Source organism: Streptococcus raffinosi (genome assembly GCF_030284685.1).
GTDB classification, from domain to species: domain Bacteria; phylum Bacillota; class Bacilli; order Lactobacillales; family Streptococcaceae; genus Streptococcus; species Streptococcus raffinosi.
The window spans coordinates 57698-72724 of record NZ_JASUZV010000004.1; the positions used below are offsets into that span (position 1 = coordinate 57698).

Consider the following 15027-nt stretch of genomic DNA (forward strand, 5'->3'; position numbering starts at 1 on the left):
CTTTAATTTCCTTTTTTTCTGATTGTAAAATGATGACCATCTGACTTGGTCTTGCTTGGTTTCTTTGATACGTTATTGGGGATTTTAGACTTTGAGGCCTGCTTCTGACTTTTCTTGAAGTCCGACTTGCGCTCACGGCCGCCATTCTCTGGTCTTGATTTAAACTTAGGACGTCGCTTGATTTTCTCAAAGCTTGGCCCCTCTTGATCCCTGTCTCTTCGTTTGGGCTTGTCCGACTTTTGCTTGCCAGAAGCCTTTTGACTCTTATTCTTTTGAGAAGCATTACGATCTTTCTCTCTGGCTTCTTGAGAAGAGTTGCGACGACTATTCGAACGACGACGCTTGCGTCGGGGCTCATTTTCCTCCTCAAAGACAATTAGCTGTGGTTCTTCATTTTTCAAAATAAAATAGGCACAACCAAAGGCACAGTACTCACGCAAATACTCTGACAAACGGCTAATACGCTCCGTCTTTCGAGTATTTGGGCGTTCGTCCTCGTAAAATCCCTTAAGACGAAGCTGATCATTCGACCAATCTCCAACAATATAATCATACTTGAGCATAATTTCAGAAAAACGTTGCCCAAAACGGGTAGCGTCTAAGGCATCCTTATGATTTTCAAGAACCGTAAACTGACAGGCATCTGATTTCAGAAGGTCGGCCACATACACAAAGTCTGGCCCTGGATATTTATTATAATTAAACATTTCTGGCAAGATTTCTTTACGCATGTGCCATCCTTTCTGCTGACTCTTATTTTCTATCTTGATGCTGTGATAATACTCTTATCCCAATTGGCACCATTTTTTCTCAAATATTTGGCCACAAGCTCCCTTAACAGGTCTGGAAAAAGAAGAGTCGCATCCTTTTCCTTGATGGTAGGGAAATAAGCAGCATAGTAGTACTGATCCACAAGGACCAAACTAAACTTCTCATGAGAATCTACAACCCTACCATTATACAATAAATTACCGTTTTTGTAAGCAAAATTCCCTGTGATTACCTGACCAAATGTTTTTCCACGAAAGCCCATGCCTTTAATGGTTTGATTTCTGAGGAGTTCTGCCTTGGTGAAAACTTCTTGACAAATTTCTTTGAGCTCTTGGCCAGTCACTACCAGACGAGCCATCCGCATTTGATGGGGCAGGGCTTCTTGTAGGTCTGCCATGGTCACTTGAGGACCTAGTGTTTTCATGATGAGTCCGGTATTTAAAACCGTTAACTGACTATCCGTCTCTTGACAAACAGCTTCTAGCACCACCTGACAAGTCTCATCAAAACTCAATTTTCGACCTAAATCAGCCACCTTTTCCTGAGCTAATCGACGATAGCCTTCCTCTCGCATGGCCTGAATAAAGACTCGGTCTTCCTTGTCCAAATCTAAAAGATAGGTTTTGGTAGGAATAGCTACAATCTGACACTCCCTTAATTGCCCGTCTTCCACAGTCAAGTCAATGCAGCCGATATAATAACCATACCTATCTGCAGCCGCCAAATAAGTCTCATTAATCAATTTACCCTCTTCAAACAGGTGGTGGGTATGGCTCCCGATAATAAGATTCACCTGAGGGTAAGTCTCTGCAATTTGCTCATCATAGCGGATTCCTAAATGACTAAGTAGTACGACTAGGTCTGAATCCTGAACCTCAGGACGAGCCAAATCCTCCTCTAACTGCGTAAGCGGATTCAAAACCTTCCAACCATTTGGAGCATAGGTGACATAATATGGAAACGTATAAGCTAGAAAAGCAATCTTTGTTCCCGCTTTAGTTTGATAAATCAAATAAGGCTTAGCCCAGTCAGGCTGTCTGCCCTTGTCCTTGAGATTCCCTATGATAGGCTGAAAATTAGCCTGCTCATAAAGACAGTCTAGCTCAGCCTTAGCCAGTCCAATCCCTTCATTATTTCCAATAGTCGCATAATCTATTCCCAACTCATTCATCAGGGCGACATTAAAACGCCCAGCTGTCGCATCGGATAAGGGGTGGGACTTATCCACATTGTCCCCAAGATCTACCTTAATCAGCTCTCTATCCGTCTGACTCAAATCATCCACAGCTCGCTTGAGTTGTGGATACTGTTCGAAATGAGAATGTAAATCGTTAATATGGAGAATTCGAATCGTGTCTTTCATGACTTCTATTTTAGCACTTTTACCATAAAAAAACTTGACATTCAATCTGCCAAGCCTTTAACTATTTTTCAAACAGGAAGGTATTCCTAGTTAACTTTCTTTTTTAAATATTCTTCTGCGAGATGATAGACGTCATCTGCCAGGGATATACTGACATAGATGCACACAATTGAGAAAACACCTCCTCTAAAGTGTTGCCAGGCAAGGAATATAAGCCCATAAATCAGGAGCGCAAGTACTATTTGGCCAAAAAATTGACTCAGTAATCGCCTAATAACGACAAGTAAGCCCATAAGTAATCCCACCTTTAATACCATAACCAATACCCTTTAAGGCTGCACCTTGCCAAGTACCTGTTTGAATACCACCTTTAACGGCTCCTCCAACAGCCCCGACACCTACGGCAGCTGTAGCTCCCCAAAAACTACATGCTCCACCCACAATGGTAGAAAGATCTTCGGAATTAAGTGAGTTAAAATTGTTAATGATTTTTGTTGTCATTTAAACAACCTCCTTTAAAATATTTTGTTTTAGCCTTTTCTTAAAAGCTATGATTTTATTATAGGTGGGAAGCCAACAAAAAAATAGTGACATCAATGTCACTGCTTTTTTGTTGGAGGTGGATTCAGCTTTGGAATTACAAATTATTTTATTTTTACTGAGGTAAAGTAAGGGTTTCAGTACACACCAATAGACGTCAAAATATTAATTTTAAGCGATTTTTGATTTTTTGAAACTCATTATATCGCACTACAAATCAATAAAAACTCTACCTTTTTTAGATAAATATATCATTTGGATATTGAAGTTAAGCCTTGCTATCATTTCGATGGCAGGACTTTTTAATATTTGGTACACTAACTTCTTATCTATATTTTCGTGGAGTTGAAGTTGACATCTACAAAGTTTAATGTTAGAATACATTCAAAAATATATTTGAATGAGGTATTTTATGATTCAAAATGTTGTTACTTCAATAATCCTGTATTCTGGGACAGCCGTAGACTTACTTATTATCCTAATGTTATTTTTTGCCAAAAGAAAAAGCAGAAAAGACATCATTAACATCTATTTAGGACAATTTCTAGGCTCTGTTAGTCTAATATTGCTAAGTTTACTTTTTGCATTTGTCTTAAATTATATTCCTAGTAAAGAGATTTTAGGTTTACTCGGTTTGATTCCAATTTTCCTAGGACTCAAAGTTTTGCTTTTAGGAGATTCTGATGGAGAAGCTATTGCAAAAGATGGTTTGCGCAAAGACAATAAAAACCTGATTTTTCTAGTCGCTATGATTACTTTTGCAAGTTGTGGTGCTGACAATATTGGTGTTTTTGTCCCATATTTTATTACCTTAAATTTAGCGAATTTGATAGTGACTTTACTTACCTTTCTAGTCATGATTTATCTCTTGGTTTTTTCTGCCCAAAAATTAGCACAAGTCCCTTCTGTTGGAGAAACTTTGGAAAAATATAGCAGATGGTTTATTGCCGTTGTCTATTTAGGATTGGGGATGTATATCCTGATTGAAAATAACATTTTTGACATGCTATGGACTGTGTTAGGCTAGGAGAAAAAATTATGAAAAAAGATAGTATCTGTCAAGTAGATGTTATAAATCAACAAAATGTTACAACCGCAACGAACTACCTTGAAAAGGAAAAAGTCCAAAAATCACTTCGCATTTTATCAAAATTTACCGATAATAAACAGATAAATATCATCTTTTATCTCCTTGCTGTTGAAGAACTCTGTGTCTGCGATATAGCCTGTTTACTAAATCTCAGTATGGCATCTGCCTCCCATCATCTTCGTAAACTAGCCAATCAAAACATCTTGGACACTAGAAGAGAGGGGAAAATTATATATTATTTTATAAAAGATGAGGAAATCAGAGATTTTTTTAATCAACTAGGATAACAACTATTTTTACTACTTTTCCATGATTATAGGAGGCTTATCTATGAAATTTTTTGATGAAAATTACTCACAAGAAATACTTGCTCGTATCAAATGTTTAAGAAAAAGTATAATTTAAAGCAAAGTGACTTAGGTAATGCAGGTCAAGTTAGCCAAGTTGAAAAGGGAAAGCGACAAGTTATCGCTTCAATATTGCTTTATTTGAATACTCAAACCGACTTAGACTATAAAGAAATTATTTTTGGAGATATTGCCAAGTTTGTTGAAAATATGTTTTACCACTGCTTCAGCTCTATTTTATTTAGAGATTTGGAAACTGTAGATAAAAGAATGAATTCTTTGTTGGATGATGACTTAATTTCAATACAATCTAAATGTCTTAGACTTTCCAAGACATTCGCAAATTTCAATATTCAAAGAAAAATGTTTTGGCTTCTGATGAAACTGAAATGGATACTTTTCACAAAAAAGACGACATTGACATTACTGTTGGTGAAAAAAGTTATAACCTCGCTAGAAGTTTTAGAACCAGTACCATCAATGAATTGACTGTCATTGATTTTTAAGAAATGTTTGATATTTTTTGGTTGATGTTAGGGGATAATTTAATTAAATCATTTGAAGTTAATGTCTGTGGTATACTAATTGAATCAGACGGAAATGGCATACCCTCAACATTTAGGCAAGAAAACATTGATCCCCTCATCAATAAATGGTGGTATGATAATGTTTCGACAGAAATTATCCCTAATCTAATAAAAAAACTCAAAGAAAATCCACTATTCAATATCAGATTTAATTTAGCTTAAATTATCAAAATTAACTTTCTTTTGTATCATTTTGTTGGTTTTTTTGTAGTAAATAGTAGAAAACTTTTTATCCTTCACATTTTCAGTCCATAAGCTATCCTTAATTATATTGCGAGCATATACGGAGACTTTCTCAAAAGTTAGATAATAATCAAAAAAGCTGAAACCTTATAGTTTCAACCTCTTGAATTTTTTTCAATATAAATTTACTGTTACCTAAAAGCCAAACTTAGAAACTTTGCTTCTTAGCTTTACGTTCAGCACGTCCCTTAGCACGGTTGGCCGCACGGCGTTCACGTTTGCGTTTCTCGTCAACCTTCCACTGAATTTTCTTCTTATAGCCAGGCTTGATTTTTTTCTTTTTCTTCTTAACCAGACCAATCATTTCTGTATCAAGTTTTTGATAGGCTTTTTCACGGTTGGCACGACGGTCACGGTCATAGGTATCTTGAAACTCACCGTCCTTATAAACCTTAGGCTCAAAGGTGATACCCATCTTTTCAAGCTCACGAATATCGGAATCGTCACTTGGTTGATAGAGGGTGATGGCTGTTCCTGACAAACCATTACGTCCTGTACGTCCCACACGGTGAACAAAGAAGGACAAATCTTGAGGAATGGCATCATTGATAACATGGCTAACACCTTCAATATCAATCCCACGCGCTGCAAGGTCAGTTGCTACAATATACTCAAAATCAAGCTTCTTAACTTGATTCATGATGCGCTTACGTTCACGTGGTGGGATACCGCCATGAATTTTCGCAACCTTAAGACCATTTGACACTAGGTAGCTGTGCAAATCGTCAGCACGTTCCTTGGTATTAACGAAAATCATTGCCAGATATGGCTGCATGCCCTTAAGCATCTCAAGAATCTGTTCATTCTTATTACGCCCCTTAGTAGATACCAACCAGTTATCAATGGTATCTGCAATAACCGTTGAAGTTTTGATTTGTTCCATGACTGGATTGGTCAAGTATTTCTTCAAGAACGGTTGCAATTTTTGAGGAATCGTCGCAGAAAAGACCAAAATTTGAACTTCCTTAGGTAGGCTTGCCGCAATCTTATCTACAGTATCCAAGAATCCCATGTCCATAGTCATGTCAGCTTCGTCAACAACAAAGGTATGGGCCTTATGAATTGCCAAGTCACCAGACTTAATGAGGTCATAGATACGCCCAGGTGTCCCAATAACGATATGAGGTTGGGCTACCTTAAGTTTCTCAATCTGACGTTGCTTGTCCGTACCACCCACGTAATTAACAACACGAATTTCTGTCGCAGAGTGTTTGGCAATCTGTTTTGTCGCCTGGTAAATTTGTGTTGCCAATTCACGTGACGGCGCAGTAATCACTACTTGCACATCCCCACTCTCTGGGCTGAGCTTTTCAAAAATTGGCAAGAGGAAGGTATGTGTCTTCCCTGAACCCGTCTTTGATTCACCAACCAAATCACGACCTGAACGGACTACAGGAATCAATTTCTGTTGAACAGGTGTTGGCTCCTTAAACTTAATCTCGTCAAGAGCCTCCTGAATAAATGTTTTAAAATTAAAATCTTTAAATGACATGTTTACTTCTTCTTTTCTATCTAGTCTATCCCTATCATTATAACAGAAAAAGAGCATTTCTGCTCTTTTCATTTATTTCATAACGTTTCCAAGAACTATCCAAAGGGTAATGGCACTTGCAAGTGCTCCAACTGTCCAAAGGAAAACATCAACCTTCCACTCTGACCATTTGTCACCCTTACCTGAAAGACCACCCAACTCGAGGTGATGGTGGAATGGTGTCATACGGAAAATACGACGACCTTCACCATACTTACGCTTAGTGTATTTGAAATAGCTGACCTGTAGCATGACAGAAGCTGTCTCAAAGACATAAACCACACCAATCAAGAGTAGAGTCCACTCTACACGTAGGGCAATAGAGATAACCGCAAGCATAGCTCCAAGTGACAAGGAACCGACATCTCCCATAAAGACCTTGGCTGGCTTGTGGTTAAAGACGAAGAAGCCAAGAAGTGCCCCAATCATAGTGATAATGATAGTCAAGATAGCGAACTCACCCTTGACAAAAGCGATAATCCCATAGGCAATCAAGCTGATAACCACAGAGATAGAAGCTAAACCATCAATACCGTCTGTCAAGTTCACAGCATTTGAGAAACCGACAATCCAGAATAAAACAAATAGAACATAAAAGACACCGAGATGAATGGTTAATCCACCAATAGCTAGGCTATCTGTCCCACTAGGGAGTACGTGGATAAAGTAGAAAAGCAAACCCGCAATAATCTGCAAGGCCATCTTTTGCCAAGGTTTAAGTCCCTCATTGATTTGACGGAAAATCTTAAGGAAATCATCAAGGAAGCCGATAATTCCATAAATCAAAATTACAAAGAGAATCCCTACTGTAGCACCATAGGCTTGGTGGCCCTCGCTAAAGACGTGGAAGTTAAAAATCAAGCTAACCAAGATGGCAACCACTAGGAAGACTGTCCCTCCCATAGTTGGTGTTCCAGCCTTAGCCAAATGCTGCTTCACATCTTCATGCATTTGTTGGCCACCGATTTTCTTGATTTTGTAGTAAGTAATAAAGTGAGGCATGGCGAGCACCGTCAACACAAAGGCGGCCACACCTGCTATCAGACTCATAGTCATCTTAGTCTCCTAAAGTAATGGTAATCTTCTTGGTTTTAGACAGGGCTTTTCCTGCCGCAACACTTTGTTTGGTAACAGTCCCTGACTTGCCACCCTTATAAGTAACTTTAATGCCTTTCCATTTGGCAAAGGTTTCAACGTTCTTCTTGGTCCAACCATACATGTCTGGAAGTTCTGTGAAATCATTGGTCATGATAAGAATCTGTTCATTAGCCTTGATATTGGCTTTGGAATCTACAGAAACCTTCTCAATCTTATCACCAACACCCAGAACAATCGGATGAATCAAGTTTTGACGAAGGGTGTTAGCTGTCTCGCCCGTACTCTTACCGATAATATCGCCGGTTTGATAGCTCGTTTCCTCGGTCTTTTCACTACCTTCAGACACAGAAGTATCTAGGGTGTCTCCCATAGACATGGCTTCTTCTAGGACAGGGTTAACCACCGTCGCATAAAAATTATTATCCCAGGTCTTAGGTTCCTGAACCGTTACATACATGACATATTGTGGATCATCAGAAGGAACCATAGCTACAACTGAGTTGAGCGTTTCGTTGGTCCCATCTTTGTAAGTCCCAGTCTTTTCATCGGCAATTTGAGCCGTTCCTGACTTAACCGCAACATCATAGTTACCAACCTTAATGATTGGCGAACCTTCGGACTTGTTGTACATGGTACCAAACTCTGGGTCTGTACCAACAGAAATCATATAATTACGGGTCTCAGAAGCAGTCTGCTTGGAAACTGGCTTACCAATAACTTCTTTCTTAGCCGTACGAACAGTGCCTTGGTTGACATCCGCAACTTGTTTGATAAATTGAGGTTCCAACATAACACCATTGTTAGAGATGGCTGAAAAAGCACGAAGCATCTGAACCTGAGTCACTGAAATCCCTTGTCCAAAGGATGATTGAGCAATATTCACAGAGTTTCTTGAGACAACCCCTGAGGACTCACCTACCATCCCAAAACGAGTTGGAAGTCCAAATTTGTAAAGAGATAAGTAGTTAGACCAAACCTTGTCTCCCATCTCTTGTTCTAGCATGGTCGTAGCAACGTTACTTGAATAAGAGAAGCCTTGAGCAAATGTCATGGTACGACCTGTTGAGATACCCTCATTGATTGACCAGTCATTAGTTTCAACGTCGTCAACCTTAATACCATTAGCATTACTGTAGGTCGCATTCGGGTTGAAACTTCCATTGTCAATAGCAGCTGACAAGAGCATGACCTTAAAGGCTGATCCAGGCTCATACTGAGCTTCGTAAAGACGGTTAACCCAGTCATAGTTTTTCTTAGCCTGTCCCTCAAGAGTATCAGAATTATAGGTCGGACGTTGTGTCGTTGCAAGAATCTCACCTGTCTTAGCATTAACAACTGTCGCTGAAGCATTGACACCTTGCGTCTGCTCCATAAAGGTATCCATCTGCGTTTCTAAGAAGGTTTGGAGAGGCGCTGACAAGGTTGTATAGATGTTCTTACCATCGATAGCTTCCTTGGTAATGGTTTCCGTACCTAGAAGCGTATTACCGTTTTTATCCTTCTCATAAATGGCCTCTCCATCTGTTCCAGTCAAGAGGCTATTGAGCGAGCGCTCCAAACCAGTTTGACCAATCAAAGAATATGAGCCGTCTTTTTTATTTTCAACAGCTTCGGCACGACCAAGAAACTCTGACGCGAAGGTTCCATTAGGATACATTCGTGACGTTGTTGCTTCAAAGGCCATCCCCTTAATTCCCGCATCTTTAAAGGCTTTTTCTAGTTCTTCTTTAACAGAGTAGGTAATTCCCTTCCCCTTTAGTCCAAAGGAAACCTGGTAGGCACCCTTAGTACGCAATTGGGCCAAGGAATCACTCTTTTCAATTCCTAGCTTGTCCTTTAAAATATCAGCAACCTTATCAAACTGGCTTTCTTGAACGTAGAGTTTCTCCTGCGTTGCTGACACATAGCTGGTTGATACAATAGCGTAAATGGCGTAACTGGTTGAATCTTCAGCCAAAACATTTCCATTTCGGTCGTAAATCGTCCCACGTTTGGCAGCCACTGTGGTTTTAGTGTTATATGACTTAGCAGCCTGTGTGGACAAATCAACACCAAACTTACTGTCTGCCCCGATAATCACCACAAAGTTGATAATAAAGACGAAAAAGATAAAGATGCTGAGAACCATAAGGTTCTGACCAACGTGCTGTCGATTCTGGGCTGGCTTTCGCCTATCCCTAACGACATAGTTTAGAAATAAATGTTTAAGTTTTCTTAATCTGTTCATTGGTTACCTCACACTCTTAATACTATCGTTATTAATAGACAGGCCTGCCTTATTAGCAATCTCTTTAATACGGTCAGAGTTAGTCAACTCATTAACCGCCTGCTTAGCATTGTTAAGCTCTGTTTTTTCATCACTAATCTTGCTATTAAGGTCTGTGATTTGTTGCTTGATGGCCTGATTACGTCCCTGTAAAAAGACAACCGAGATACTCATCACAACAGCTGTCAAAACAATTGCCGAATAGAAGGCCTTTTCCATACATGTCATAAAACGAATATGGTTTCTAAGGGCTCTATTAACAACCTGATGTTCCTGATTTTCCATAGTTATTTCCTGATTTTTTTAGCCACACGCAACTTAGCAGAATGCGAGCGGTTGTTTGCTTCTAATTCTTCCTGACTAGGCAGGATAGGCTTTCGATTTACTAATGCCACCTTAGGTTGGAGGTCTTCGGGAATAAAGGGTAAGCCTTTAGGCACATCTACCGTACTGGCTTCCTTAAAAAGCTGTTTGGTTAAACGATCCTCCAAAGAATGAAAGGTAATGACCGAGATACGACCATCCACAGCTAGTAGGTCCAAAGCCTCCTGAATAGACTCATCCGCAGCACCAAGCTCATCGTTGACTTCGATTCGGATGGCTTGGAAAATTTGTTTGGCTGGATGCCCCTTCTTCTTTAATTCCTTAGCAGGCTTAGCAGATTTAATAATTTCCGCCAGTTCCGTCGTCGTCTCGATAGATTTTACCTGACGTGCTTGCTCAATCTTACGTGCAATTTGTTTAGAGAACTTGTCTTCACCATACTTGAAGAAAATACGTACCAAATCGTTGTAAGGATAAGTATTAACCACCTCATAGGCCGTTAAACTAGCTTCCTCATTCATACGCATATCCAGCTTGGCATCCTGTTTGTAGGAGAAACCACGCTCACGCTCATCCAACTGTGGGCTAGACACACCCAAATCGTAGAGAATGCCATCAATTTCAGACACTCCCAGAGCTTCAAGGTTAGATCTGAGGTTACGGAAATTATCCTTAATGAAAGTCACCATTCCCTTGTCAATATAGTCTTTCAGACGCCCTTGGGCGTTATCAATAGCCTTTTGGTCTTGGTCGAAACAGTACAAATGTCCTTTTTCAGACAATTGTGACAAAAGATAAGACGAATGTCCTGCGCCACCCAAAGTCGCATCGACATAGATGCCATCAGGCTTGATATCAAGCATATCAACAGTTTCGTGTAAAAGAACGGTTACATGGTGAAATTCATTAGTCATAACTTTTATTATAGCACAAGAATAGAGAAATTGTCTCGTTCTGTAAGTTGACAGGATAGTAAAAGAGCCAGACCCGAGGCCTAACTCTTTAGTTTCTATATCATTTGATAAGATTAATCCACTCGATAAAAATAACTTTCCGCAGATGGCATCCCATTCGTCGCTAGGATACGGTCCTTACTATTATCTCCCGCATCACTTGCATCACTAACCCCCTTAGGACAAAGCTGAATTGGGGTATTCCCTACTGGACTAGAATCAACATAAGTTAAGGTATATATACCAGACACATATTGATTGGGTGAGACTTTGTCGATAGGATAAGTATAGCCCCAGAAATCCAACTGCCCATCCGAAGTAATGGTGATGGTCTTTCCATTTGAAGACTTCCATGTTCCTACAGCTGATTTGTAATTGCCATTTTTGAGTTCATCAGGCTTAAGAGATGTTGAACTTGTTTGAGTTTGTGACGCTGCGCTAGAACTACTATTAGTAGAGGCACTGCTCAGATCCTTCCAATCCCAATTCGAAAGATCAGCCTTCTCTGCACCCGAATCACTGTCATCTTTTACAAGAGATTGACCATCACTACTAAAGTGGTAGCCAGAACCTCCACCAGCCATAGCACCAGCACTACCATAGTAGCTAAAGGTGTTATCCTTGAGGTAGGCCAAAGTCATGCGCTCACCCAACATGCCCAGTTGTGAACCTTCTGTCAGACGAATGACCTGACCACTATCCTTAGAGATAGTATAAATATCCGTAATCATATGCTCTTTAAAGAGTTTCCCCGGCTTAAAAGCAAGAATCAACTCATCAACACCATTACCATCCAGATCACGGTAAGTATAGACCGTTGAGGCAGGACTTGTTTGAGAATTAGCATAGGTAACAACGAGAGAATTAAGCGAGGCATCCGTTTGGTTGTTGGCCACAGCTGTTTGGTACTTACTAATGATGCTATCATAAGCAGAGGTATCTACTTTCTTCTCTTCACTTGAGCTTTCGCTACTATCTGATTGGGACTGCTCTACTGATGAGGAAGAATTGGTAGATGATAAATGATTAGACTGATTTGAACAAGCAGCTAATAGGGCTAGGCTAGATAAGCCAGTTACTAATAACAATAATTTCTTTTTCATAATAATCTTTCTATTCGGCTACAGTAGAGTTAACATCCCCGTTATAAATCGTAGATGTTGAAGCATCATTTTGTGATTCGGTATAAGTTGTTGGTGGAGCATAATTATACTGTGGCGCTTGGTAAGTTCCTTGGGCTGAGGAAGGAGCTGGTGTCACCGTAGTCGTTGTGGCTGCCTGTGCCTGGCTAGCTGCTACAGATGCCGTGCTAGAGTTGGATGACTCGCTAGACCTTGATGCTGATGATGAGCTAGAGCTAGATGATTTAGAGGAAGCCTTAGCTTTTGATGACGACTGTTTGGTGCTGACCCTCACTCCTACCTCGGCATGATGAGTAGGACGGAAAAAGACAATAGCCAAAGCCAATAAAAGAGCTGGTAGGGTAAATGCCAAAATAAGGTAACGTTTTTCTTTTAAGTGACGAAATAGTTTCATAAGTTATTCACATTTCTTAAATTATATTTTAGTATTGATTAGTCTCAGATAAGATTATATCAGAAATATTAAAATGTGCAACATTAACATAAAACTTTTTTGGCATAAAAAAAACCAACTCTAAGAGTTGGTTGGTTGTCATTATTGCTGTGGGTTATTGAAGTTGTTAAATGGCACTTCTACTTTCGTTGGTTGGCAGAGCAAAACAATGAAGATAATACCACCGACAAATGGAATTAAAGGAATAAAAATAAATGCCCAATTGTAGCCAGCATCACGTAAACGGCGAACTGTTACAGCAATACCAGGTAAAAGCGCAGCAATACCAAAGGCAAAAAAGATAAATAGGATGATAAATGAAATAACAGCTAAAAAGCTTGATTCTGTCGCACGTGCAATGCCTCCAAAGATTGCTAGCAACACATAAAAAGCAATAACTGTTAACATATTTGCCAAATATGCAAACCAGTAATCTGAACGTGTTGAACGTCCCTCAAAATCTACGTAGCCCTTCCAAAACTTCTTATAAGCTTCGATCATAATAAAATCTCCTCATTTTTTGATACTTATAGTATAGCAATAAAAAAAGAATTTGACAAATTGACTAAAAAGCAGCCTTACTAGGCTGCTAAATACTTATCATTGTTGTGGATTATTGAACTGGTTGAAAGGAAATTCTACTTTTGTGGGTTGACAAAACAAAACCAACAGAACGATATCGCCTATAACAGGCGCATAGCGTAAGAAAATCAATGCCCAATGAAAACCAGCATCACGCAAGCGACGTACCTGAAGGGCAATAGATGGAATATAGTTAGCAAAGAAATATACCATTGCAAGCCCATACAATAATTTAAGAATAATATGATAATGATTACCTGGACTATCAAATACAATGGCAACTATAACCACGGTAAATAAAATGATAGTTACAATCGTATTCGCTAAAACTGCCAACCAATAATCTGAGCGGCTTGAACGTCCCGTAAAATCGAAATAGCCCATCCAATACTTCTTATAAGCTTTAAACATGGCAAAATCTCCTCACTCTTGATACCACCAGTATATCAGAAGACCTGTCGTCTAGCAAACTAACTTAAAAAAGCTCCTCATGGAGCTTGATGGGTTATTCTCTAATTTGTCCTTGTCCGTTAATATAGAACTTGGTTGACGTTAGGGCCTCCAGTCCCATTGGACCACGGGCATGCATTTTCTGAGTTGAAATTCCGATTTCAGCACCTAGTCCAAAGACGAAACCATCTGTGAAGCGAGTTGAGGCATTAACATAAACAGCTGCAGCGTCAACATCGTCTTGGAATTGCTCAGCACGACTAATATCTTGAGTCACGATAGCCTCTGAATGCGATGTCGTGTAAGTGTTAATCCAGCCAATAGCCTCGTCAAGGCTATCTACCACTTTAACAGACATTGTGTAGTCCAAAAACTCTGTCGCAAAGTCTTCTGGTAAGGCTGAAACAGCTTTGTCCATTACTTTCAAAGCACGCTCATCTGCACGAAATTCAACAGCATGAACTTTAGAAATAGCCTTTTCCAATTGAGGTAGGAAGTCTTCCGCAATATCAGCATGAACGACCAGCGATTCTGCAGCGTTACAAACGCTTGGTCGCTGCGTTTTGGCATTGATGACAATCTGTGTCGCCATATCCAAATTAGCATATTTATCCACATAAATATGACAGTTACCGACACCTGTTTCAATGACTGGAACCTTGGCTTTTTCTTTAACCGTTTGGATGAGACGGGCCCCACCTCTAGGGATGAGCAAGTCTACGTACTCAGTCGCCGCCATGAGTTCTTCTGCTACTTCGTGAGAGGTATCTTCAACTAACTGAACGGCATCTGCTGGAATTCCTGCAGTTTCCAAGGCCTTACGGGCTACTGTAACTAGAGCCTTATTGGAATTAATGGCATCACGTCCTCCACGGAGAATGATGGCATTATTGGTCTTGAAGGCTAAGCTAAAAGCATCAATTGAGACATTGGGACGGCTTTCAAAAATCATGGCGATAACTCCCATAGGGACACGCTTTTGAACGATTTTAAGGCCATCGAGATTCGTATAGCCACGCACCACTTGACCGATAGGATCTTGAAGGTCTGCTACCTGACGGACACCTTCCGCTATCCCTGCAATACGATCTTCCGTTAGGAGCAAGCGGTCTTGCATGATTTCGGAGATACCATTTTCCTTGGCATTGGCCATATCCTTAGCATTTTCAGTGATAATATAGGCACTTTCAGCTACTAGAGCTTTAGCTACCTGGTTTAGAAGGTCGTTTTTGGCTGCTGTTGATAATTTAGCAATCTGACGACCTGCTACTTTGGCCTGTTGACCAAGTGTATCGATATATGTCATC

At 39.9% G+C, this 15027-nt stretch carries 16 protein-coding genes and 1 pseudogene; 3 read left to right on the forward strand and 14 right to left on the reverse strand.

The features are described 5' to 3' along the window. Window positions 1–2 precede the first annotated feature (2 nt). From QRD39_RS03745 to QRD39_RS03760, 4 genes are all read right to left on the reverse strand, one after another. Window positions 3–731 carry a YutD family protein gene (locus tag QRD39_RS03745; protein WP_285955718.1) on the reverse strand — a complete coding sequence of 243 codons (729 nt, stop codon included), beginning with the start codon at window positions 729–731 and terminating at the stop codon, window positions 3–5. A 29-nt stretch (window positions 732–760) separates the two neighbouring features. Then, on the reverse strand, window positions 761–2134 hold the full coding sequence (locus tag QRD39_RS03750) for a bifunctional metallophosphatase/5'-nucleotidase (protein ID WP_285955719.1): 1374 nt from the start codon (window positions 2132–2134) through the stop codon (window positions 761–763). A 270-nt stretch (window positions 2135–2404) separates the two neighbouring features. Further along, window positions 2405–2635, reverse strand: a complete 231-nt coding sequence (locus tag QRD39_RS03755; RefSeq protein ID WP_285955720.1) for a hypothetical protein — start codon at window positions 2633–2635, stop codon at window positions 2405–2407. A gap of 249 nt (window positions 2636–2884) precedes the next feature. Further along, window positions 2885–3058 carry a FanG protein gene (locus QRD39_RS03760; protein WP_285955721.1) on the reverse strand — a complete coding sequence of 58 codons (174 nt, stop codon included), beginning with the start codon at window positions 3056–3058 and terminating at the stop codon, window positions 2885–2887. A gap of 28 nt (window positions 3059–3086) precedes the next feature. Between QRD39_RS03760 and QRD39_RS03765 the strand changes: the two genes are divergently transcribed. The 3 genes and pseudogenes from QRD39_RS03765 to QRD39_RS03775 form a co-directional block, all read left to right on the forward strand. Next, on the forward strand, window positions 3087–3701 hold the full coding sequence (locus QRD39_RS03765) for a CadD family cadmium resistance transporter (RefSeq protein WP_353056654.1): 615 nt from the start codon (window positions 3087–3089) through the stop codon (window positions 3699–3701). Between the two features lie 11 nt (window positions 3702–3712). Beyond that, on the forward strand, window positions 3713–4051 hold the full coding sequence (cadX, locus tag QRD39_RS03770; protein WP_000711078.1) for a Cd(II)/Zn(II)-sensing metalloregulatory transcriptional regulator CadX: 339 nt from the start codon (window positions 3713–3715) through the stop codon (window positions 4049–4051). Window positions 4052–4094: 43 nt separating this feature from the next. After that, window positions 4095–4848 (forward strand): annotated as a pseudogene (locus QRD39_RS03775) (helix-turn-helix domain-containing protein); the annotation flags it as partial. A 241-nt stretch (window positions 4849–5089) separates the two neighbouring features. Here QRD39_RS03775 and QRD39_RS03780 read toward each other — a convergent pair. From QRD39_RS03780 to QRD39_RS03825, 10 genes are all read right to left on the reverse strand, one after another. After that, window positions 5090–6433, reverse strand: coding sequence for a DEAD/DEAH box helicase (locus tag QRD39_RS03780; protein WP_008535518.1), 1344 nt, complete (start codon window positions 6431–6433; stop codon window positions 5090–5092). 72 nt (window positions 6434–6505) lie between these two features. Beyond that, window positions 6506–7528: a phospho-N-acetylmuramoyl-pentapeptide-transferase gene (gene mraY / locus QRD39_RS03785; protein ID WP_080610847.1), complete on the reverse strand. Its 1023-nt coding sequence runs from the start codon at window positions 7526–7528 to the stop codon at window positions 6506–6508. 1 nt (window position 7529) lies between these two features. After that, window positions 7530–9797 (reverse strand): penicillin-binding protein PBP2X, encoded by a 2268-nt coding sequence (pbp2x, locus tag QRD39_RS03790; RefSeq protein ID WP_285955723.1) that lies wholly within the window; start codon window positions 9795–9797, stop codon window positions 7530–7532. A gap of 3 nt (window positions 9798–9800) precedes the next feature. Further along, on the reverse strand, window positions 9801–10121 hold the full coding sequence (ftsL, locus tag QRD39_RS03795) for a cell division protein FtsL (protein WP_285955724.1): 321 nt from the start codon (window positions 10119–10121) through the stop codon (window positions 9801–9803). A 2-nt stretch (window positions 10122–10123) separates the two neighbouring features. After that, complete coding sequence (gene rsmH, locus QRD39_RS03800) at window positions 10124–11074, reverse strand: 16S rRNA (cytosine(1402)-N(4))-methyltransferase RsmH (RefSeq protein WP_285955725.1); 951 nt, start codon at window positions 11072–11074, stop codon at window positions 10124–10126. 113 nt (window positions 11075–11187) lie between these two features. Next, entirely contained in the window at window positions 11188–12216 is a 1029-nt protein-coding gene (locus QRD39_RS03805) for a DUF6287 domain-containing protein (RefSeq protein WP_285955726.1), read from the reverse strand. 10 nt (window positions 12217–12226) lie between these two features. Beyond that, the gene (locus tag QRD39_RS03810; RefSeq protein ID WP_285955727.1) at window positions 12227–12649 is read right to left on the reverse strand and encodes a hypothetical protein; all 423 of its coding nucleotides are present in this window, start codon (window positions 12647–12649) and stop codon (window positions 12227–12229) included. A 141-nt stretch (window positions 12650–12790) separates the two neighbouring features. Beyond that, window positions 12791–13189, reverse strand: a complete 399-nt coding sequence (locus tag QRD39_RS03815; RefSeq protein ID WP_060933667.1) for a DUF805 domain-containing protein — start codon at window positions 13187–13189, stop codon at window positions 12791–12793. Window positions 13190–13288: 99 nt separating this feature from the next. Then, the gene (locus QRD39_RS03820) at window positions 13289–13681 is read right to left on the reverse strand and encodes a DUF805 domain-containing protein (RefSeq protein WP_285955728.1); all 393 of its coding nucleotides are present in this window, start codon (window positions 13679–13681) and stop codon (window positions 13289–13291) included. A gap of 94 nt (window positions 13682–13775) precedes the next feature. After that, the gene (locus tag QRD39_RS03825) at window positions 13776–15026 is read right to left on the reverse strand and encodes a glutamate-5-semialdehyde dehydrogenase (RefSeq protein WP_008535529.1); all 1251 of its coding nucleotides are present in this window, start codon (window positions 15024–15026) and stop codon (window positions 13776–13778) included. Window position 15027: the final 1 nt, after the last annotated feature.

Bases quoted from the DNA above. Each gene is read 5' to 3' on its own strand.
- QRD39_RS03745 (WP_285955718.1), bottom strand. From the start codon at position 731: ATGCGTAAAGAAATCTTGCCAGAAATGTTTAATTATAATAAATATCCA.
- QRD39_RS03750 (WP_285955719.1), bottom strand. From the start codon at position 2,134: ATGAAAGACACGATTCGAATTCTCCATATTAACGATTTACATTCTCAT.
- QRD39_RS03755 (WP_285955720.1), bottom strand. From the start codon at position 2,635: ATGACAACAAAAATCATTAACAATTTTAACTCACTTAATTCCGAAGAT.
- QRD39_RS03760 (WP_285955721.1), bottom strand. From the start codon at position 3,058: ATGTATTCTAACATTAAACTTTGTAGATGTCAACTTCAACTCCACGAA.
- QRD39_RS03765 (WP_353056654.1), top strand. From the start codon at position 3,087: ATGATTCAAAATGTTGTTACTTCAATAATCCTGTATTCTGGGACAGCC.
- cadX (WP_000711078.1), top strand. From the start codon at position 3,713: ATGAAAAAAGATAGTATCTGTCAAGTAGATGTTATAAATCAACAAAAT.
- QRD39_RS03780 (WP_008535518.1), bottom strand. From the start codon at position 6,433: ATGTCATTTAAAGATTTTAATTTTAAAACATTTATTCAGGAGGCTCTT.
- mraY (WP_080610847.1), bottom strand. From the start codon at position 7,528: ATGACTATGAGTCTGATAGCAGGTGTGGCCGCCTTTGTGTTGACGGTG.
- pbp2x (WP_285955723.1), bottom strand. From the start codon at position 9,797: ATGAACAGATTAAGAAAACTTAAACATTTATTTCTAAACTATGTCGTT.
- ftsL (WP_285955724.1), bottom strand. From the start codon at position 10,121: ATGGAAAATCAGGAACATCAGGTTGTTAATAGAGCCCTTAGAAACCAT.
- rsmH (WP_285955725.1), bottom strand. From the start codon at position 11,074: ATGACTAATGAATTTCACCATGTAACCGTTCTTTTACACGAAACTGTT.
- QRD39_RS03805 (WP_285955726.1), bottom strand. From the start codon at position 12,216: ATGAAAAAGAAATTATTGTTATTAGTAACTGGCTTATCTAGCCTAGCC.
- QRD39_RS03810 (WP_285955727.1), bottom strand. From the start codon at position 12,649: ATGAAACTATTTCGTCACTTAAAAGAAAAACGTTACCTTATTTTGGCA.
- QRD39_RS03815 (WP_060933667.1), bottom strand. From the start codon at position 13,189: ATGATCGAAGCTTATAAGAAGTTTTGGAAGGGCTACGTAGATTTTGAG.
- QRD39_RS03820 (WP_285955728.1), bottom strand. From the start codon at position 13,681: ATGTTTAAAGCTTATAAGAAGTATTGGATGGGCTATTTCGATTTTACG.
- QRD39_RS03825 (WP_008535529.1), bottom strand. From the start codon at position 15,026: ATGACATATATCGATACACTTGGTCAACAGGCCAAAGTAGCAGGTCGT.